The organism is Stenotrophomonas sp. STEN014 (genome assembly GCF_056760315.1).
Genome location: NZ_JBRREN010000002.1, coordinates 1 through 17890, shown reverse-complemented (window position 1 = coordinate 17890; position 17890 = coordinate 1). Strand labels below are relative to the sequence as shown.

The following is a 17890-nucleotide window of genomic DNA, read 5'->3' as shown; positions in this document are numbered from 1 at the left end:
AGGAGCAGGCTACCCGGTGAAATGCCGGTAGCCACCGGCGCGCGCGCCGTTGGCATCACCTTCGCAGCGGACACCCTGGCCTGCGACGATCACACCGATACGCGTCAGCGGCAGCGCAAGCCGCGATGCCACCGCTTCCAAAGCCAGGCGCTGTTCCGGCGCGGCGGTGAAGCACAGCTCGTAGTCGTCGCCACCACGCAACGCGCAGTCCAAGGCGGCAGCGGCGCCAAACGCGCGGCGCAGGGCGGACGACAACGGCACCGCCTCGCCCTTCACTACAGCCGCCACGCCGCTGCGTGAGGCGATATGGCCGAGGTCGGCCAGCAGGCCATCGGACACATCGGCCGCCGCATGGGCCAGCCCGCGCAGCGCCAGCCCCAACTGCAGCCGTGGTGCCGGCCGCTGCAGGCGCTGGCGCAGCCGTTCGAGATCGCCGTCGACCGCGGCGGCGCGCACGTCCAGACCGCCCTGCTGCCAGAGCTGCAGCGCACCGGCGGCCTCACCGGGATGGCCACTGACCCAGACATCGTCGCCCACCCGGGCAGCATCGCGCCGCAGCGCCTGGCCTGCCGGCACCCAGCCCATCGCGGTGATCGAGATCGACAGCGGACCGCGCGTGGTATCGCCGCCGATCAGGGCGATGCCATGGGCATCGGCCAGAGCGAAGAAGCCATCGGCAAACGCCTCGATCCAGTCCGGATCGGCCTCTGGCAGCGACAGGGCCAGCGTGCACCAGGCCGGCTGCGCGCCCATCGCGGCCAGATCGGACAGGTTCACCGCCAGCGCCTTCCAGCCGATATCGGCCGGCAGCGTCTCGGGCGGGAAATGCACGCCGGCGTTGAGCGTATCGGCGGTGACCACCAGCTGCTGCCCGGGCGGCAGCTGCAGCAGCGCCGCGTCATCGCCGATGCCCAGCGCGATGTCCGCGCGCGCACGGGTACGCGCGGCGATCCGCTCGATCAGGCCAAACTCGTCAAGGCTCACTTCATCAACTCCCGCAAACGACAACGCCGGTGCCGATGATGCCGGCCCCGGCGCGTTCAGGGTGAACCGGCGGCACCGCCGCCGTCGGCTTACTGGCCCGATTCGGTCTTGCGCCATTCCAGCGCGGCACGGTCGAGCACGCCGTTGACGTAGGTGTGGCCGTGTTCGGAACCGAAACGCTTGGCGGTTTCGATCGCCTCGTTGATCACCACCCGGTACGGCACGTCCAGGCGGTAGCGCAGCTCGTAGGCCGCCACGCGCAGCACCGCACGTTCGATCGCATCGACTTCTTCCACCCCACGGTCGACAAACGGCGCCAGCGCCTCATCGATGTCGCGGCGGTTGTCCAGCACGCCACGCAGCAGGTTCTCGAAGTACGCCAGATCGGCGATTTCATGGGCCTGCTCGTGCGCGAACTGCGCCAGCAGCGAGTCGGCGTTGCCACCGGAAATCTGCCAGGCGTAGATCGCCTGCAGGGCGCGGCGGCGTGCGCGCGAACGCAGCACCGGATCGATACCGTCGCGACGGACCGGCTTTCCGGCGGGCCTGCCGTTGTTCTTGTTGTTCATGGCAGCTGTTCCAGAAGATTGACCATTTCCAATGCCGCCAAAGCGACTTCCTCCCCCTTGTTGCCGTGGCTGCCGCCGGCGCGCGCCTCGGCATCCTCCACCCGCTCCACCGCCAGCACGCCATTGAGCACCGGTACGCCAAAGTCCAGCTGCGTGCGCATCAGGCCCTCGGCACAACGGTCGGCCACGTGTTCGTAATGGCGGGTATCGCCGCGGATCACACAGCCCAGGGTGATGATCGCCGCATGCTGGCCGGCGGCGGCCAGCCGCGCGGCCACCAGCGGGATTTCCCACGCACCCGGCACCCGCACCACATCGATGGCGTCCTCGCCGATACCGTTGCCGGCCAGGCTCTGCCGCGCACCGGCCACCATCGCATCGGTGATGCGGGCGTTCCAGCGGCTGGCGATGATGGCAAAACGGGCCGATCCGGCCGGGCGGAGGTCGCCTTCGTAGTGGCTCATGGGGTGCGGGGGTCCAAAAGGTGGGTAAGTTTAACGCGTCAGTACCGCTTGCCGGCCGTTACGGGACCGGCACCTGCACGGTTTCGACGATTTCCAGGCCATATCCGGCCAGTCCGATCTGCCGGCGCGGGGTGCCCAGCACCCGCAGCTTGCCCAGACCGAGGTCGGCCAGGATCTGCGCGCCGGCGCCATTGCGCCGCCACTGGCCGACATCCTTGCTCTTGCCTGCGGTTTCACCCTGGGCGCGGATCCGGGCCAGCAGCGCATCGGTATCGCGCGGTGCCGAGAGCACCACCATCACCCCGCTGCCGGCCGCATCGATCGCGCGCAGCGCATCGGTATTGGCCACGCCGAAGTCCTCCCGCCGCCAGTGCAGCAGATCGGCCAGCGGGTTTTCCACCTGCACCCGCACCAGGGTCGGGGTGGCCTTGTCCGGGGTGCCGCGGACCAGCGCGAAATGCAGGTCGTGGGCGATCCGGTCACGGTAGGTGATCAGCTGGAACGGGCCGAACTCGGTGCTGATGCCGCGCTCGTCCACGCGCTCGACGGTGTGCTCGGTGGCCAGCCGGTAGGCGATCAGGTCGGCGATCGAGCCGATCTTCAAGCCATGCTCGCGGGCGAACACCTCCAGCTCCGGGCGGCGCGCCATGGTGCCGTCGGCATTGAGGATTTCCACCAGCACGCCGGCCGCTTCGAGCCCGGCCATGCGCGGCAGGTCACTGGCCGCCTCGGTGTGGCCGGCGCGGGTCAGCACGCCACCGGGCTGGGCGGTCAGCGGGAAGATATGGCCCGGCTGGGTCAGGTCCGACGGCCTGGCGTTGGGCTGGATCGCGGTGCGGATGGTGTGGGCGCGGTCATGGGCGGAGATACCCGTGGTCACGCCTTCGGCCGCCTCGATGCTGACGGTGAAATTGGTGTGGAACTGGGCGGTGTTCTTCTGCACCATCGGCGTCAGACCCAGCTGCGCGGTGCGCTCGCGGGTGACCGACAGGCACACCAGGCCCCGGGCGTGGGTGACCATGAAGTTGATATCCGACGGCCGGACCAGCTCGGCGGCCATGATCAGGTCGCCCTCGTTCTCACGGTCCTCGTCATCGACGATCACGACCATGCGGCCGGCGCGGATTTCTTCCAGCAGTTCGGGGATGGGGGCGAAACTCATGACGTGGCTCCTTGGCCCAGCAGGCGCTCGACATAGCGGGCGACCAGATCGATTTCCAGATTGACCGCACTGCCCACGGTGGTGGCGGAAAAAGCGGTATTGGCGACGGTGTGCGGAATCAGCGCGACTTCGAAGCCTTCGTCATCGGCCTCGTTCACCGTGAGGCTGACGCCATCGACACAGATCGAGCCCTTTTTGACGATGTACTTGAGCAGCGCCTTGGGCGCGGCAAAACGCCAGCGCAGCGCGCGCGCGTCCTCGTGGATGGACAGCACCTGGCCCAGACCATCGACATGGCCGCTGACCAGATGCCCGCCGAGGCGGTCGGTCGGGCGCATGGCGCGTTCCAGATTGATCACGGCCCCCTCGGTCAGCACACCAAGCGTCGTCAGCGCCAGGGTTTCAGTTGAGGCATCGGCCTTGAAACTGCTGCCGTCAAAGTCGATCACAGTCAGACACACGCCATTGACGGCAATGCTCTCGCCCAGCTGCACGTGATCGAACGGCAGAGTGCCCACGCTGAAGGTGAAGCGGACATCGCCGCCGAGGGGTTCGCGTGCGGCCAGCCGGCCGACGCCTTCGATGATTCCAGTAAACACTAACGTTCTCCGCGAAAAGTGAGCGAAAAACGCCGCAAGGCATGCAGGCGCACGGACCCGTCAGGGCCCGCAACACCGTCTTCTTTCATCCGGACTATGACCGTCGGCTCCGGCATCTGACCGGATCTGCTGACCTTCAACGCATCTATCTGGAGGACAGATGGACAAAGCGCTCGCGGGCTCGGGCTTGCACCCCTACCGCCGGTGGGGAATTGCACCCCGCCCTGAAGACGTTTGTGAGTGCCGGAAAATCCGGCGTGCGCATTGTACCAGCCCGGCCTGAAGCTCGACCTTTGTAATATGAATGTTAAAATCTGCGTGCACGACACGAAGTCGCGCGATCGGCCCGCAACCGGCCGACTGAAACGGACATCACTTCTTAGAGAGGAATTCCATGCGTAAGACCCTGATTCTGGCTGCCCTGCTGGCGGCCACCCCGTTCGTCGCTTCCGCTGACGAGATGAGCTACACCTATGTGGAAGGTGGCTGGACCCAGGTCCAGATCAACGACGATCTACTGGACGACCCCAAAGGCGACGGCGGCTACATCCGCGGCTCGTTCGCGATCGCTCCGCAGGTCCATGTGTTCGGCGGCTATTCGACGGTTTCCAAAAGCTATTCCGCTGCCGGCGCGCGCCTGAAAGTCGATCTGGCCCAGCCGGAACTCGGTATCGGCTACCACATGAACATGAGCGAGCGTGTGGACTTCACCGCCGACATCGCCGCAGTACGGATTAACGCCAAGGTGAAGATCTCCGGCATGCCGGGCTTCAACGGTACCGGCAAGGATCACTCCACCGCCGGACGCGCCACCGTCGGCGTCCGCGGCAAGCCCTCGGCCCGCACCGAAGCGTGGCTGAAGGCCGGCGTCATGGATGGCAGCGACATGGACAGCACCTTCGTCGGCAACCTCGGCGGCCAGATCAGCTTCAACAAGACCTGGGGTGTGGTGGGCGAAATCCAGTTCATCGAAGACACCACCCAGTACCTGGCCGGCGTCCGCGCCAGCTTCTGATCCGCGTTACAGCGCCTCAGATCCAGCGGGAGCCCTCGGGCTCCCGTTTTCATTCGCAACGGCCGCGCTGGTTACGCCTGCTCAGACCGGACGCAGCAACAGCCGCAGGTCCTTGCCCAGCATGCGCACATCGGCCAGCTCCAGCGGCACGGTCTGGGCCATCGTCGCGATCCCCAGCCCGGCCAGCAACGGGCGCGCGGCATCGCCCATCAGCAATGGCGCGATGTAGAGCAGCAGTTCGTCGACCAGTCCGGCCTGCAGCAGGGCACCACACAGGGTCGGCCCGGCTTCGACATGCACCTCGTTGGTACCCCGGGCGGCCAGCAGCGCCATCACCGCCGCCAGATCGAAGCGGCCATCGGCCTGCAGCGGCGAGGGCACGAACTCGACCCCGGCCAGCACCGGTGCGGCCAGTGCCGGGTCATGCAGGTACAACGTCGGCGCCCCGCCCTCACGCACCCGCACGCAACCCAGGGTGCGCAGCCGTGCGTCCAGCACCACCCGCAGCGGCGGCAGGAATTCGCCGTGATCGGGCCGTGCGGTCAATACCGGATCATCGGCCAGCACGGTCGCTGCACCGGTCAGGATGGCCCCGGCCCGCGCCCGCCAGTGCTGCACGTCGGCCCGCGCCGCCTCGCCGGTGATCCATTTGGATTGGCCATCGGCCATGGCGGTGCGCCCGTCCAGACTGCCGGCCAGTTTGACCCGCACCAGCGGCCGGCCACGTTCGATCCGCGACAGGAAGCCGGCATTGAGCACGCGCGCCTGAGCAGCCATCAAACCCACCTCGACCGTGATGCCGGCCTGCCGCAGCAGGGCGAAGCCGCCGCCATCCACATCGGGAAACGGATCGGCCATCGCCGCCACCACCCGCGACACGCCCGCCTGGATCAGCGCCAGCGCGCACGGCGGCGTGCGCCCGTAATGCGCACAGGGCTCCAAGGTCACGTAGGCGGTGGCACCGCGTGCGCGCTCGCCGGCCTGGCGCAAGGCGAACACTTCCGCATGCGGCCCGCCGGCACGCTGGTGCCAGCCCTCGCCCACGACGTCCTCACCCTGCGCGATCACACAGCCGACCATCGGATTGGGCCGCGTCGTCCACGCAGCGCGTTCGGCCAGACGCAGCGCGCGGGCCATCAGCAGGTGATCGGTGGCGGTGAAGTGGCTCATCGGGGACCTCATTACGTCAGCGGCCCATTGCCAGATGCGACAACGGACGAGGGGGCAGTGTATGCGCCGGCAGACCGTACTTGCAGTGCGGCACGTCTAGCGGCGACCGGTCTCCACCGCCATCACCGTGACCGCGAGCGGGCCCAGCGGCAGGCGGGCATGCACCTGCCAGCCCAGCGAGCGGTACCACGCCACCATCGGTGCTTCGCAGTACAGGTACAGCTCCGCAACGTCGAAAGCGGCGGCCTGGACGATGGCATGTTCCACCAGCGCCGCACCTACACCCCTGCCACGCGCCTCGGGTTTCACATACAGCGAGGCCAACCACGGCGACCAGCCGCGGATCTGCTCGTGATCGTCGTGCAGCAGGCTCACCGAACCGAGCCAGTTTCCGGCGTCCATCGCCAACCAGGTGCAGGGAATGGCGTCGCGTTGCTGCGCCCGCAACTCGGCTTCGGCCTGGGCCACGCTCCAGTCCGGCAACAGATTGCCAAAGGCCTGGACGTGCGCGGCGGCCAGCGCCGGCACCAGAGCGGGGTGATCACGCAGGTTGACGGTCAGCATCCGGATTCACGACCCGCCGTGACGCGCGGCCACGGCCACACCCGCGCTACGCCGCCTGGCGCCAGATTCAACGTTTGGCGGGCTTGGCTGGGCGTCCATCCGCCGATGCGCCGTCTTCCAGCAGCGGGAGCTGGCCGTCAGCGGCCGGCATATCGCGTTCGAGCTTCTCGATCTCGTCGCGGAAATCGGCCACATCCTCGAAGCTGCGGTAGACCGAGGCGAAGCGCACATAGCCGACATGGTCGAGCTTGCGCAGCTCATCCATGACGAAACCACCGACCTTGATCGACGGCACTTCGCGCTCGCCACACATGCGCAGCTGATGCACCACGGCACGGACCGCCGCTTCGATCCGCTCTTCCGAGACCGGCCGCTTCTGCAGCGCGCGGTCGAACCCCACCCGCAACTTGCGTGCATCAAACGCCTCGCGCCCGCCATCGCTCTTGATGATGACCGGCAGTTTCAGCTCGATGGTCTCGATCGTGCTGAAACGTTCACCGCACGCCTCGCAACCGCGGCGACGGCGGATGGTCGCGCCGTCTTCGGAAACGCGTGAATCGATCACGCGGGTATCGTTGTGCTGGCAGAACGGGCAATGCATCTCTCTGGCCTTCAACATCGGGCGCCGGCAACGCGGCGCGGGAACCACTACAACGCAGATACAGCAAACCCCGGGAGGGAGCAAGGCTGCCCGGCCCGGGGTTTGGCCACCATCACAGTGGCGATCCCTGCAACGACACAGCGCCGGCAAACCGCCGGCACTGGCGGCGCATCAACCGTAGACCGGATACTTCTTGCACTGCGCGCTGACCGCATCGCGCACGCGGGCGATCACCGTCTCATCGGCCGGCGCATCGAGCACGTCGGCAATCCAGTTGGCCAGATCCACGCAGTCCTGCTCGAGGTAACCGCGGGTGGTCACTGCCGGCGTGCCCAGGCGCAGACCCGAGGTCACGAACGGCGAACGCGGGTCGTTGGGCACCGAGTTCTTGTTGACGGTGATGTGGGCCTTGCCCAATGCGGCTTCCGCGTCCTTGCCGGACACGTCCTTGCCGATCATGTCCACCAGCATCAGGTGGTTCTGGGTGCCACCGGAGACGATCTTGTAGCCGCGGACGATCAGGGTGTTGGCCATCGCCTGGGCGTTCTTCACCACCTGCTGCTGGTAGGCCTTGAATTCCGGCTCCAGCGCTTCCTTGAAGGCCACCGCCTTGGCCGCGATGACGTGCATCAGCGGACCGCCCTGGATGCCCGGGAACACGATCGACTGCAGTTTCTTCTCGATCTCCTCGCCGGCGCCCTTGGCGATGATGATGCCGCCGCGCGGGCCGCGCAGGGTCTTGTGGGTGGTGGAAGTCACCACGTGGGCGTGTTCGATCGGGTTCGGGTAGACCCCGGCAGCGACCAGACCGGCGACGTGCGCCATGTCCACGAACAGGTAGGCACCGACCTTGTCGGCGATGGCGCGGAAGCGCGCCCAGTCGACGATCTGCGAATAGGCGGAGAAACCGGCCACCACCATTTTCGGCTTGTGCTCCAGCGCCAGGCGCTCGACTTCGTCGTAATCGATCAGGCCCTGCTCGTTCACACCGTACTGGAAGGCATTGAAGATCTTGCCCGAGGCATTGACCTTGGCCCCGTGGGTCAGGTGGCCACCGTGGGCCAGGCTCATGCCCAGGATGGTGTCACCCGGCTGCAGCAGCGCGAAGTACACGGCCTGGTTAGCCTGCGAGCCGCTGTGCGGCTGCACATTGGCGTAATCGGCGCCAAACAGCTGCTTGAGGCGGTCGATCGCCAGCTTCTCGGCGATATCCACGTACTCGCAGCCACCGTAGTAGCGCTTGCCCGGGTAGCCCTCGGCGTATTTGTTGGTCAGCTGGCTGCCCTGCGCTTCCATCACCAGCGGGCTGGCGTAGTTCTCGCTGGCAATCAGCTCGACATGGTCTTCCTGACGCTGGCACTCATCGGCGATGGCCTTGGCCAACTCGGGATCATAGGACTCGATACGGGCATCACGCGGGAACATCACAGCTCCTGGTACGGGGCGAGGGAGCTGCCGATTGTAGCGCTTCCGTCACCACCACCGCCCGCCACCGGCGGTCCCGCCTGCAACCATTTCCCTTTCCCGCCCTACATGAAGAAGGCGCCCCTGCGGGCGCCTTCCTCTAACCAGACCGGGACAAGGCTCAATGGTTGAGCACGATGTCGGCGATGATGCCGGTGGCCATGGCCACCATCAGCATGTTGCCGCGGTCGTCGCGGATCCAGTGGTGGCCATGTCGCGGGCGGTGCAGGTGGTAGCGGTTGTAGTCATTGACCACATAGACCGGGCCGCCGTAGTAGTTGCTGTAGCGGTGCCCGCGCTCAAAGCCGTACGGGCGGTACACCACGCGCGGCGGGGCGTGATAGCGGCGGTCATTGCGCCGGGCGTCGCGGTAACCCTCGCGATAGCCGGAGCTGTAGTGGCGGCGGTCATCGCGCCATTCGCGACGGTCATGGCCGTGCCCACGGCCGCGGTCATGCCCGCGGCCACGATCATCCCAGCCATGGCGGCCACGGTCGTGGTTATCGCGATCACCGGCAGCAAAGGCCGGAGCGGTGGCGCCGAACGCCAGCAGGGCGGTCATCGCGGCGACAACAAGGCGGTTCATCTTCATAGCTAGCCCTCGCTGGGTTGGTTGACGCTTCCCATAATGCTCACGTCGTCTGAACGAACTCCGGCTGGAAGCGGCTCCCGGCTTTCGTATTCATAAACCAGCAAGGGATTCCGGCACCGTCGGCCCCATCTGGCTTACGGCTATAATCGCTTATTCCCTTTTGCCTTGGGCCCAGTCCGTCATCGGACCGGGCACGGGCGTGCGCTACGGAGACTTCATGTCCTCGCAATACATCTACACCATGAACAAGGTGTCCAAAGTGGTCCCGCCGAAGCGGCAGATCATCAAGGACATCTCGCTGTCGTTCTTCCCGGGCGCCAAGATCGGCCTGCTGGGCCTGAACGGCGCCGGCAAGTCCACCGTGCTGAAGATCATGGCCGGCGTGGACACCGATTTCGAGGGCGAGGCCCGCCCGCAGCCCGGCATCAAGGTCGGCTACCTGGAGCAGGAACCGCGCCTGGACCCGGCCCAGACCGTGCGTGAAGCGGTCGAGGAAGGCGTCGGTGAGGTGCTGCAGGCCCAGGCCGCGCTGGAAGCCGTGTACGCCGCCTATGCCGAGGAAGGCGCCGACTTCGACGCCCTGGCCAAGGAACAGGAGCGTCTGGAGGCGATCCTGGCCGCTGGCGATGCCCACACCCTGGAAAACCAGCTGGACGTGGCCGCCGACGCGCTGCGCCTGCCGCCGTGGGACGCGGTGATCGGCAACCTGTCCGGTGGCGAGAAGCGCCGCGTCGCGCTGTGCCGCCTGCTGCTGCAGAAGCCGGACATGCTGCTGCTCGACGAACCGACCAACCACCTGGACGCCGAGTCGGTGGAATGGCTGGAGCAGTTCCTGGCGCGCTACACCGGCACCGTGGTGGCCGTCACCCATGACCGCTACTTCCTGGACAACGCCGCCGAGTGGATCCTGGAACTGGACCGCGGCCGCGGCATTCCGTGGAAGGGCAACTACACCGAATGGCTGATGCAGAAGGACGAGCGCCTGAAGCAGGAAGACAACCAGGAAAAGGCCCGCCAGAAGGCGATCCAGAAGGAACTGGAGTGGTCGCGGCAGAACGCCAAGGGCGGCCGTACCAAGGGCAAGGCCCGTCTGGCCCGCCTGGAAGAGCTGCAGAGCGTTGACTACCAGAAGCGCAACGAGACCAATGAAATCTTCATCCCGCCGGGCGAGCGCCTGGGCAACTCGGTGATGGAGTTCAAGAACGTCTCCAAGAAGTTCGGTGACCGCCTGCTGATCGACAACCTGTCGATGATCATCCCGCCGGGTGCCATCGTCGGCATCATCGGTCCGAACGGCGCCGGCAAGTCGACCCTGTTCAAGATGATCACCGGCCAGGAAAAGCCGGATTCCGGCGAGATCGTGGTCGGCCCGACCGTCAAGCTGTCCTACGTGGACCAGAGCCGCGATGCACTGACCGGCAACCACAACGTGTTCCAGGAAATCGCTGGCGGCCTGGATATCCTCAACATCAACGGCATCGAGATCCAGTCGCGCGCCTACATCGGCCGCTTCAACTTCAAGGGCCAGGACCAGCAGAAGATGGTGGGCTCGCTGTCCGGTGGTGAGCGTGGCCGCCTGCACATGGCCAAAACCCTGCTGCAGGGCGGCAACGTGCTGCTGCTCGACGAACCGTCCAACGACCTGGACATCGAAACCCTGCGTGCACTGGAAGATGCGCTGCTGGAGTTCCCGGGCAACACGTTCGTGATCTCCCACGATCGCTGGTTCCTGGACCGTATCGCCACGCACATCATCGCCTTCGAAGGCGACTCGCATGTGGAGTTCTTCCAGGGCAACTACCGCGAGTACGAAGAGGACAAGAAGCGTCGCCTCGGTGACGATGCCGGTCCCAAGCGTCTGCGCTTCAAGGCGCTCAAGTAACACCCGCCGGACGGCCGCCCAGTGCGGGCGTCGGCTTTTGTACGGGCCACAAACCTCCTGCCTCCCCCCTGTGCCGGAAAGCCGCCATGTCCCTGTTCGACCGCCTGTTCAAGCTCCACCAGCACGGCACCAGCGTGCGCACCGAAGTGCTGGCCGGGCTGACCACCTTCCTGACGATGTCCTACATCGTCTTCGTCAACCCCGAGATCCTCGGCACCACCGGCATGGACCCGGGCGCGGTGTTCGTCGCCACCTGCCTGGCGGCGGCCATCGGCTCGACAGTGATGGCACTGGCGGCCAATTTCCCGGTCGGCATGGCCCCGGGCATGGGCCTGAACGCCTTCTTCGCCTTCACTGTAGTCGGCGCGGCTGGGCTGCCGTGGCAGCAGGCGCTGGCCGCGGTGTTCATCTCCGGCGTGGTGTTTTGGGTGCTGTCGCTGACCGGCATCCGCGCCTGGCTGGTGGCCGGTATTCCCGCCTCGCTGCGTTCGGCGATCGTGGCCGGCATCGGCCTGTTCCTGGCGATCATCGCGCTGCAGAAATCGCAGGTGATCATCGCCAATGAAGACACCATGCTCACCCTGGGCAAGCTCGACAGCGCGCCGCCGCTGCTGGCCCTCGGGGGCTTTTTGCTGATCGCGATCCTGGAAGCGCGCAAGGTGCGAGGCGCGATCCTGATAGGCATCCTCGCCGTGACCGGCATCGCCTGGGCGATCGGCCATGTGCAGTACGGCGGGCTGGTGTCGCTGCCGCCGAGCCTGGCGCAGACCTTCCTGCAGCTGGATATCCCCGGCCTGCTGCACCACGACGGCGGCGCGCCGCTGGCGGTGCTGATGCAGGTGGTGCTGGTGTTCGTGCTGGTGGAGGTGTTCGACGCTACCGGCACCCTGTATGGCGTGGCCGGACGGGCCGGGCTGCTGAAACTGGCCGATGGCAACAAGCGCTTCGGCCGCGCCCTGCTGGCCGACAGCAGCGCGATCGTCGCCGGCTCGCTGCTGGGCACCAGTTCGACCACCGCCTTTGCCGAGAGCGCCTCGGGCGTCCAGGTCGGTGGCCGCACCGGACTGACCGCGCTGGTGGTGGCCGCACTGTTCCTGGGCGCGCTGCTGTTCTCGCCGCTGGCGGCGATGGTGCCGCCCTACGCCACCGCGCCGGCGCTGCTGTTCGTGGCCGGGCTGATGCTGCGCGAGCTGGTCGAGGTGAAGTGGGACGACCTGACCGAATCGGTGCCGGCGGCGCTGTGTGCGCTGGCGATGCCGTTCACCTACTCCATCGCCAACGGCCTGGCGTTCGGCTTCATCGCCTACGCCGCGCTCAAGGCCGGCACCGGCCGCTGGCGTGAAGTGCGCCCGGCGGTGTGGCTGGTGGCCGGGCTGTTCGTGCTGCGCTTCGCGCTGGAGTGAGCCGGCACGCAAGCGCAGTGAAACAAACCCGCCGGAGGGCGGGTTTGTCATTTATTGGACCGCGAACACCTGGCGCAGGTAGGTCAGGTAGTTGGGGTCATCGCACATGCTCTTGCCCGGCGAATCGCTGAGCTTGGCCACCGGCTGGCCGTTGCAGCGGACCATCTTTATGACGATGTTCAGCGGGGTCGGCCCCAGATCGTTGGTCAGATTTGTGCCCACGCCGAAGGCGACCTGACAGCGCCCGCGGAAATATTCGAACAACTGCATCACCTTCTGGATATCCAGGCCGTCGCTGAACACCAGCACCTTGCTGGCCGGGTCAACGCGGTTGGCCTTGAAGTGCGCCAGCATGCGGTCGCCCCACACAAACGGGTCGCCGGAGTCATGGCGCACACCGTCGAACAGTTTGCAGAAATACATGTCGAAATCGCGCAGGAACGCATCCAGCCCCACCACATCCGACAAGGCGATACCCAGATCACCGCGATACTCGCGCGCCCAGGACTCCAGCGCCGCCACCTGCGAGTCGCGCAGCCGCGGTCCCAGCGCCTGGAAGGCCTGCAGGTATTCATGCGCCATCGTGCCGTGCGGGGTCATGCCGTAGATGCGGGCGAAATGCACGTTGCTGGTGCCGACGAACTGGCTGCCCAGCGCCTCGCGCAACATCGGCAGCATGTGCCCGTGCCACTGCCGCGAATAGCGCCGGCGCGAACCGTAGTCGGCGATGCGGCACAGCTCGAAGCCGGGCGTGTCCCGCAACAACGCGGTCTTGGCCTGCAGGCGGCGCTCGCCCTCGGCGAAATCCGGCAGGCCGGCATTGCGGAACCAGACTTCATTGATGATCGCCAGCAACGGCACTTCGAACAGGATCGTGTGCAGCCAGGGCCCGGTGATGTCCAGCTCGATCTCGCCGGGCACCGTCGGCGAGGCGCGCAGCGCGATGTACTTGCGATCCAGATGGAACAGCCCGAGGAAGTCGACGAAGTCCGGCTTCACGAAGCGCAGCGTGCGCATGTAATCCAGCTCGTCGGTGCTGAAATGCAGGCTGCACAGGTGGTCGATCTCGGTGTTGATCTGGTCCAGGTACTGCGCCAGATCGATGCCCGGAGTCCGGCACTTGAAGCGGTACTGCACCAGCGCGCCCGGGTACTGGTGCAGCACGGCCTGCATCATGGTGAATTTGTAGAGGTCGGTGTCGAGCAGGGACTGGATGATCATGCCGGCATTATGCGCCGGGCCTGCGTGAGCCCGCCTGAAAGCCGGGTTCAGCGAAGCAGCAGACGCGGCAGCTGCAACGCGGCGTGTGCCCAGATCGCGCACCAGACCCCGGCCCGTACCGGCAGCGGGCGCTGCGCGGCCTCGAACTTGCGGAAATAGCGCCACAGCCCGCGGTGCTTGTGCCACTCCACGAAGTACGGCCGCGCGCGGCTGGAGACACCGCGCACATGCAGCACCTTCAGCTCGTTGGCGATGGCCACCGTGGCGCCGGCTTCGCGCGCACGCCGGCACAGGTCCAGATCCTCGGCATGCAGGCGATAGCCGGCATCCCAGCCGCCCAGCCGCACGAACAGGTCGCGCGGCATCAGCAGCAGCGCACCGGACAGCGCCTGCACCACCTGCAACGGCTGCGCGGGATCGGCCGGCACCGCAAGCCGCGAGCCCCGCCCCGGATGGCGCAGCATTGCGGCGAAATCCGGATCGCGGCGGCGCACCGCGGCATCGGCCTGGCCGGCCTCATCGACCTGCTCCACGCCCAGCAGACAATCGCCCAGCTGCGCGCCCAGCGCACGCAGCTGCGCAAGCGTGGACGGCTCGACCATCAGGTCCGGGTTGATGAAGGCCAGCCACGGCGCCTGGCAGTCCTGCGCGCCCTGGTTGCAGGCGGTGGCGAAGCCGGGATTGTCCGGATTGGCGATGAAGCGCACGCGCGGATCGGCCAGGGCATGGCGCTGGGCGATGGCCAGCGAACCGTCATCGGAATCGTTGTCGACCACGCGGATCTCGGCCACCTCCCGCGCCGCGCGCAGCCGCTGCAGGCATTCGTCCAGCGTGCTCGCACTCTGGTAGCTGACAACAACAACGGCAATCGAATCGCTCACACCGGCTCCGCGCCTGGAAGGGAAGCACAGGCCTCGAACAGGTCGCGCTGGGCGTCGGGCATTATCGCCTGCGCGCACCGCTGCTGCAGCTGGCCGCGATGGGCGTACAGCGGGTCGTCCATCAGGAACGAGGCCAGGCGCGCGGTCCAGACCGGCCAGCGCGTGGCCAGCACCTCCATGTCACCCGCGGCCGGCCGGCCCTCCTGCAGGCGGCCGACAAAGGCGGTGTCACAGAGCACGTTGCGCCAGCCCAGGCCACTCATGCGCAGGCTCAGATCCACCAGCGCCGCATACCAGGAACCATAGCTGTGGGTATCCAGCCCGCCGGCGCGGCGGCGCGCACTGCCACGGATCAGCACCGCATGGGTCACCGCCGAAGGCAGCTCCGGGTGCAGCAGCGGCATCGCCGCACAGGCCAGGGCCAGACGCGCCGGCTCGGCCGGCAGCGGATTGACCTCACCCACGCGCGGCCAGGCGGTGGTTTCGCCGGCATTGCTCCACGGTGTGGCCGTGGCAATGGCGGCATCGCGCGCCAGACAATCGCTCAATTGCGCCAACCAGCCCGGGTGCGGAATCGCGTCCGGCGCCAGCACCACCACGTCGGCATCGCTGCAGGCGCTGAGCATCTGGTCCAGGTGCGCGACCTCGCCGATCGCACGCGGACGCCGCGTGTACTCGGCCTGCAGCTGCGTGCCTGCCAGCCAGTGCTCGATCACCGCCTGCGCGCGTGGTCCGGCCTGGCCGTCATCGGCCAGCCATACGGAAGTCCCGGCGGGCGTGGCCGCTTCCAGCGCGCCCAGACAGGCATCGAGCGCGGCCTCGTCCACGCCCACCGGCAACAGGATGACCGGCAGCGCCATGCTCAGCGGCGCGCCTTCGGGCCCAGCGGGTCCAGCGCGCGGAACTTGCTGCCGTATTCGTCGGTGAGGTTCCGCGCTTCCTGCGGATTGCGCACGATGCTCGGCGTCAGCAGCACGATGACTTCACTGCGCCGGCTGTTCTGGGTCTTGCGGCCGAACAGGCCACCGATCACCGGCAGCCGGCTCAGCCCGGGAAAGCCCGAGGAACCCTGGGTGGAACTGTCTTCGATCAACCCGGCCAGCATCACCGTGTCCCCGGCATTGACCGCGGCCTCGGTCTTCATGCGGCGGGTGTTGATGCGCACGTTGCCGTTGGCGTCGGGCTCGCCTTCCGGGGAGCTGACCTCCTGCACGATGTCCAGAAACACCATGCCGTCGCGGGTGACACGCGGGCGCACTTTCAAAATGGTGCCGGTTTCCAGGTACTGCACCTGCGCGTACTGGTTGTCGCTGATGCCCGAGACCGAGACCGAATAGACCGGTATCTTGCTGCCGACATTCAAGGTGGCGATGGCGTTGTTGCGCACGAACAGCGAGGGCGTCTGCAGCAGGCGCACATCGGTGACCTGGTCCAGTGCGCTGATCACCGCCGCGGCGTTCTTGCCCAGGAAGGTCCAGCTCAGCCCACCGCCGCCCTGGCCATCACCGGGCACCAGCGCGCCGGCGATGTCGCCCCAGATGCCGCGTCCCAGCGCCGAGGGCAGACCGGCGCCGCCGTTGGCCGGGGTGGCATTGACCGCCTGTTCGAAATACCAGTTCACGCCGTAACTGAGTTCACCGGTCAGCGCGACCTCGGCCACCTGGGCCTCGATATGCACCTGCAGCGGCATCACGTCGAGCTTCTCGACCACCTCGCGGATCGAACGCCAAGCCTGCGGGGTGGAACGCACCAGCAGGGTGTTGGTTTCCTCCACCGCCGAGACACCAACGCGGTCGCCCTCCACTTCCAGGGTCACCGCACCATTGCCCGGCGCCTGCGGTGACAGCGCCAGCGGCTGTCCACCATCGCCGCCCATCCCACCGGTATCGCCCTGGCCCAGCATGTCAGCGGGATCGGCCGAGGGATCGGTGGTGCCGCGTCCCTCCAGAGTCATCGGCGTGGCGCCAGGCGCCAGCGACACACCGCGCTGCCCGGCAGAACCACCGGCACCGGCGCCGAACACTTCGGCCAGACGCTCGGCCAGATCCCGGGCCTTGATGTACTTCAGCTCGTAGGAGAACAGGCGGGCGCTACCGCCGGCACTGTCGATGCGGTCCAGCCACTGCTGGATCTGGTCCAGGTAGCGCGCCTGCGGGGTGATCACCAGCACCGCATTGGCGTTGTCCAGCGGCATGAAGCGGAACATGCCGGCACTGGGCGTCTTGCTGTCCTGCCCGAACACCTTTTCCAGATCACCGGCCACCTGCGAGGCGCGCCCGGACTGGATCGGGAACACGCCCACCGACATGCCCGAGAGCCAGTCCACATCGAAGATCTCGACCGTGCGCAGGTAGTTCTCAAGCTCGGTGCGGGTGCCGCCCAGGGTGATCACGTTGCGTGAGCCGTCGATGCCGACGATCGCGTTCGGGCGCGCGTACGGCTCCAGCACCTTTTTCATTTCGCTGGCCGAGATGTAGTGCAACGGCACCACCCGCACTTCGTAGCCACGCGCGGCCGAGGCCGGCGCGGTACTGGGCGCCACGGTCCCGGCCAGCGACTGTTCGGCCGGCACGATGTTGTAGCGGCCGCCGCTGTAGATCAGCCGCGCGTTGTTCCAGCCCAGCACCATCTCCAGCAGGTTCAGCGCCTGCGCCGGCGAGACCGGTTTGGGCGTGGCCAGCGTGACCGTGCCCTGCACGCCGGGCGCGATGACGTAGTTCTGGCCGAGCATGTCGCCGAGGATCGCCTTGGTGACGGCCTGCACCGATTCCCCTTCGAAATTGAACACCGCCGTACCGTTGCCGGCCGCGGCCAGCGACGGAGCCGGGGCCGACGCCGCCGCCCGGTTGATCACGGTGCCGTTGCCGCGGCGGATCACCGCGCGGCTGCCGGTGTCGTCGGCCTGTGGCACCTCGGCCGCTTCCAGCGCCGAGGTCCGCGCGGGCTTGCCAGGCGCGGCGGTGGCAACGGGAGCCTGGGCGTTGCGGCGGATGTCCGGTACCGGCGGGGTGCTGGCGCAGGCACTGAGCGCGCCGATCAACAGGGAAAGGGAAACAATGCGTGACGTCATGCCTGCACTCTACGGGTTCTGGCTGCCGGAGCTGCCGTTTGATTGCTGCTGCGCCTGCTTGCGCCGGGCCTGGATGCGTTCGCGGATCGACCTGATCTCGGCCGCGCCGGGCATCGGCACCGCCGCATCGGAATCGGCCGCTGCCGGCGGGATGGCCTCCACCGGCGGGGGGGGCGGGGGGGGGGGGGGGGGGGGGGGGGGGGGGGGGGGGGGGGGGGGGGGGGGGGGGGGGGGGGGGGGGGGGGGGGG

Annotated in this window: 17 protein-coding genes and 1 riboswitch; of the genes, 3 read left to right on the top strand and 14 right to left on the bottom strand. The window is 67.4% G+C overall.

All coding sequences use genetic code 11. From position 1 onward, the window contains the following. Nucleotides 1-9 precede the first annotated feature (9 nt). The 5 genes from thiL to ACVOMC_RS02585 all read right to left on the bottom strand — a co-directional run bounded on the left by thiL (nt 10) and on the right by ACVOMC_RS02585 (nt 3778). Nucleotides 10-984 carry a thiamine-phosphate kinase gene (thiL, locus tag ACVOMC_RS02605; protein ID WP_481522733.1) on the bottom strand — a complete coding sequence of 325 codons (975 nt, stop codon included), beginning with the start codon at nt 982-984 and terminating at the stop codon, nt 10-12. Between the two features lie 89 nt (nt 985-1073). Then, nucleotides 1074-1553, bottom strand: a complete 480-nt coding sequence (nusB, locus tag ACVOMC_RS02600; protein WP_054660513.1) for a transcription antitermination factor NusB — start codon at nt 1551-1553, stop codon at nt 1074-1076. Next, entirely contained in the window at nt 1550-2017 is a 468-nt protein-coding gene (ribH, locus tag ACVOMC_RS02595) for a 6,7-dimethyl-8-ribityllumazine synthase (RefSeq protein WP_481522732.1), read from the bottom strand. Before ribH ends, nusB begins: the two co-directional genes overlap by 4 nt. Before the next feature lie 58 nt (nt 2018-2075). Beyond that, nucleotides 2076-3179: a 3,4-dihydroxy-2-butanone-4-phosphate synthase gene (ribB, locus tag ACVOMC_RS02590; protein ID WP_481522731.1), complete on the bottom strand. Its 1104-nt coding sequence runs from the start codon at nt 3177-3179 to the stop codon at nt 2076-2078. Beyond that, complete coding sequence (locus tag ACVOMC_RS02585; protein ID WP_481522730.1) at nt 3176-3778, bottom strand: riboflavin synthase; 603 nt, start codon at nt 3776-3778, stop codon at nt 3176-3178. Before ACVOMC_RS02585 ends, ribB begins: the two co-directional genes overlap by 4 nt. A 73-nt stretch (nt 3779-3851) precedes the next feature. Then, a riboswitch (FMN riboswitch) is annotated at nt 3852-4014 on the bottom strand. A gap of 158 nt (nt 4015-4172) precedes the next feature. Between ACVOMC_RS02585 and ACVOMC_RS02580 the strand changes: the two genes are divergently transcribed. Next, nucleotides 4173-4793 (top strand): outer membrane beta-barrel protein, encoded by a 621-nt coding sequence (locus tag ACVOMC_RS02580; protein ID WP_481522729.1) that lies wholly within the window; start codon nt 4173-4175, stop codon nt 4791-4793. Nucleotides 4794-4874: 81 nt separating this feature from the next. On the opposite strand, the gene ribD is transcribed toward ACVOMC_RS02580, so the two are convergent. From ribD to ACVOMC_RS02555, 5 genes are all read right to left on the bottom strand, one after another. Next, on the bottom strand, nt 4875-5963 hold the full coding sequence (gene ribD, locus ACVOMC_RS02575; protein ID WP_481522728.1) for a bifunctional diaminohydroxyphosphoribosylaminopyrimidine deaminase/5-amino-6-(5-phosphoribosylamino)uracil reductase RibD: 1089 nt from the start codon (nt 5961-5963) through the stop codon (nt 4875-4877). 96 nt (nt 5964-6059) lie between these two features. Further along, nucleotides 6060-6527, bottom strand: coding sequence for a GNAT family N-acetyltransferase (locus ACVOMC_RS02570; RefSeq protein ID WP_481522727.1), 468 nt, complete (start codon nt 6525-6527; stop codon nt 6060-6062). Nucleotides 6528-6594: 67 nt separating this feature from the next. Then, nucleotides 6595-7128, bottom strand: coding sequence for a transcriptional regulator NrdR (gene nrdR / locus ACVOMC_RS02565; RefSeq protein ID WP_054658776.1), 534 nt, complete (start codon nt 7126-7128; stop codon nt 6595-6597). A 171-nt stretch (nt 7129-7299) separates the two neighbouring features. Further along, complete coding sequence (gene glyA / locus ACVOMC_RS02560) at nt 7300-8553, bottom strand: serine hydroxymethyltransferase (protein WP_481522726.1); 1254 nt, start codon at nt 8551-8553, stop codon at nt 7300-7302. Between the two features lie 160 nt (nt 8554-8713). After that, entirely contained in the window at nt 8714-9184 is a 471-nt protein-coding gene (locus ACVOMC_RS02555; protein ID WP_481522725.1) for an RcnB family protein, read from the bottom strand. 217 nt (nt 9185-9401) lie between these two features. Between ACVOMC_RS02555 and ettA the strand changes: the two genes are divergently transcribed. Both ettA and ACVOMC_RS02545 read left to right on the top strand, forming a co-directional pair. Beyond that, nucleotides 9402-11066 carry an energy-dependent translational throttle protein EttA gene (gene ettA / locus ACVOMC_RS02550; protein WP_054658780.1) on the top strand — a complete coding sequence of 555 codons (1665 nt, stop codon included), beginning with the start codon at nt 9402-9404 and terminating at the stop codon, nt 11064-11066. An 86-nt stretch (nt 11067-11152) separates the two neighbouring features. Continuing rightward, nucleotides 11153-12469 carry an NCS2 family permease gene (locus tag ACVOMC_RS02545; protein WP_481522724.1) on the top strand — a complete coding sequence of 439 codons (1317 nt, stop codon included), beginning with the start codon at nt 11153-11155 and terminating at the stop codon, nt 12467-12469. 51 nt (nt 12470-12520) lie between these two features. Here the strand turns inward: ACVOMC_RS02545 and pncB are convergent, their stop codons facing one another. Genes pncB through gspD form a run of 4 tightly spaced genes read right to left on the bottom strand, consistent with a single transcriptional unit; the run spans nt 12521 to nt 17641 of the window. After that, nucleotides 12521-13690: a nicotinate phosphoribosyltransferase gene (pncB, locus tag ACVOMC_RS02540; RefSeq protein ID WP_481522723.1), complete on the bottom strand. Its 1170-nt coding sequence runs from the start codon at nt 13688-13690 to the stop codon at nt 12521-12523. A 47-nt stretch (nt 13691-13737) separates the two neighbouring features. Next, a complete protein-coding gene (locus ACVOMC_RS02535) occupies nt 13738-14571 on the bottom strand; it encodes a glycosyltransferase family 2 protein (RefSeq protein ID WP_057506096.1) in 834 nt (277 codons plus the stop codon). Further along, on the bottom strand, nt 14568-15431 hold the full coding sequence (locus tag ACVOMC_RS02530) for a glycosyltransferase family 2 protein (protein ID WP_481522722.1): 864 nt from the start codon (nt 15429-15431) through the stop codon (nt 14568-14570). Before ACVOMC_RS02530 ends, ACVOMC_RS02535 begins: the two co-directional genes overlap by 4 nt. A gap of 2 nt (nt 15432-15433) precedes the next feature. After that, entirely contained in the window at nt 15434-17641 is a 2208-nt protein-coding gene (gspD, locus tag ACVOMC_RS02525; protein ID WP_481522721.1) for a type II secretion system secretin GspD, read from the bottom strand. Nucleotides 17642-17890: the final 249 nt, after the last annotated feature.

Coding starts and splice junctions, on each gene's coding strand:
- nrdR (WP_054658776.1), bottom strand. CDS start 7,128: ATGCATTGCCCGTTCTGCCAGCACAACGATACCCGCGTGATCGATTCA.
- ribD (WP_481522728.1), bottom strand. CDS start 5,963: ATGAGCCACTTCACCGCCACCGATCACCTGCTGATGGCCCGCGCGCTG.
- ACVOMC_RS02580 (WP_481522729.1), top strand. CDS start 4,173: ATGCGTAAGACCCTGATTCTGGCTGCCCTGCTGGCGGCCACCCCGTTC.
- ribB (WP_481522731.1), bottom strand. CDS start 3,179: ATGAGTTTCGCCCCCATCCCCGAACTGCTGGAAGAAATCCGCGCCGGC.
- ettA (WP_054658780.1), top strand. CDS start 9,402: ATGTCCTCGCAATACATCTACACCATGAACAAGGTGTCCAAAGTGGTC.
- gspD (WP_481522721.1), bottom strand. CDS start 17,641: ATGACGTCACGCATTGTTTCCCTTTCCCTGTTGATCGGCGCGCTCAGT.
- ACVOMC_RS02570 (WP_481522727.1), bottom strand. CDS start 6,527: ATGCTGACCGTCAACCTGCGTGATCACCCCGCTCTGGTGCCGGCGCTG.
- glyA (WP_481522726.1), bottom strand. CDS start 8,553: ATGTTCCCGCGTGATGCCCGTATCGAGTCCTATGATCCCGAGTTGGCC.
- pncB (WP_481522723.1), bottom strand. CDS start 13,690: ATGATCATCCAGTCCCTGCTCGACACCGACCTCTACAAATTCACCATG.
- ACVOMC_RS02545 (WP_481522724.1), top strand. CDS start 11,153: ATGTCCCTGTTCGACCGCCTGTTCAAGCTCCACCAGCACGGCACCAGC.
- nusB (WP_054660513.1), bottom strand. CDS start 1,553: ATGAACAACAAGAACAACGGCAGGCCCGCCGGAAAGCCGGTCCGTCGC.
- ACVOMC_RS02530 (WP_481522722.1), bottom strand. CDS start 15,431: ATGGCGCTGCCGGTCATCCTGTTGCCGGTGGGCGTGGACGAGGCCGCG.
- ribH (WP_481522732.1), bottom strand. CDS start 2,017: ATGAGCCACTACGAAGGCGACCTCCGCCCGGCCGGATCGGCCCGTTTT.
- ACVOMC_RS02555 (WP_481522725.1), bottom strand. CDS start 9,184: ATGAAGATGAACCGCCTTGTTGTCGCCGCGATGACCGCCCTGCTGGCG.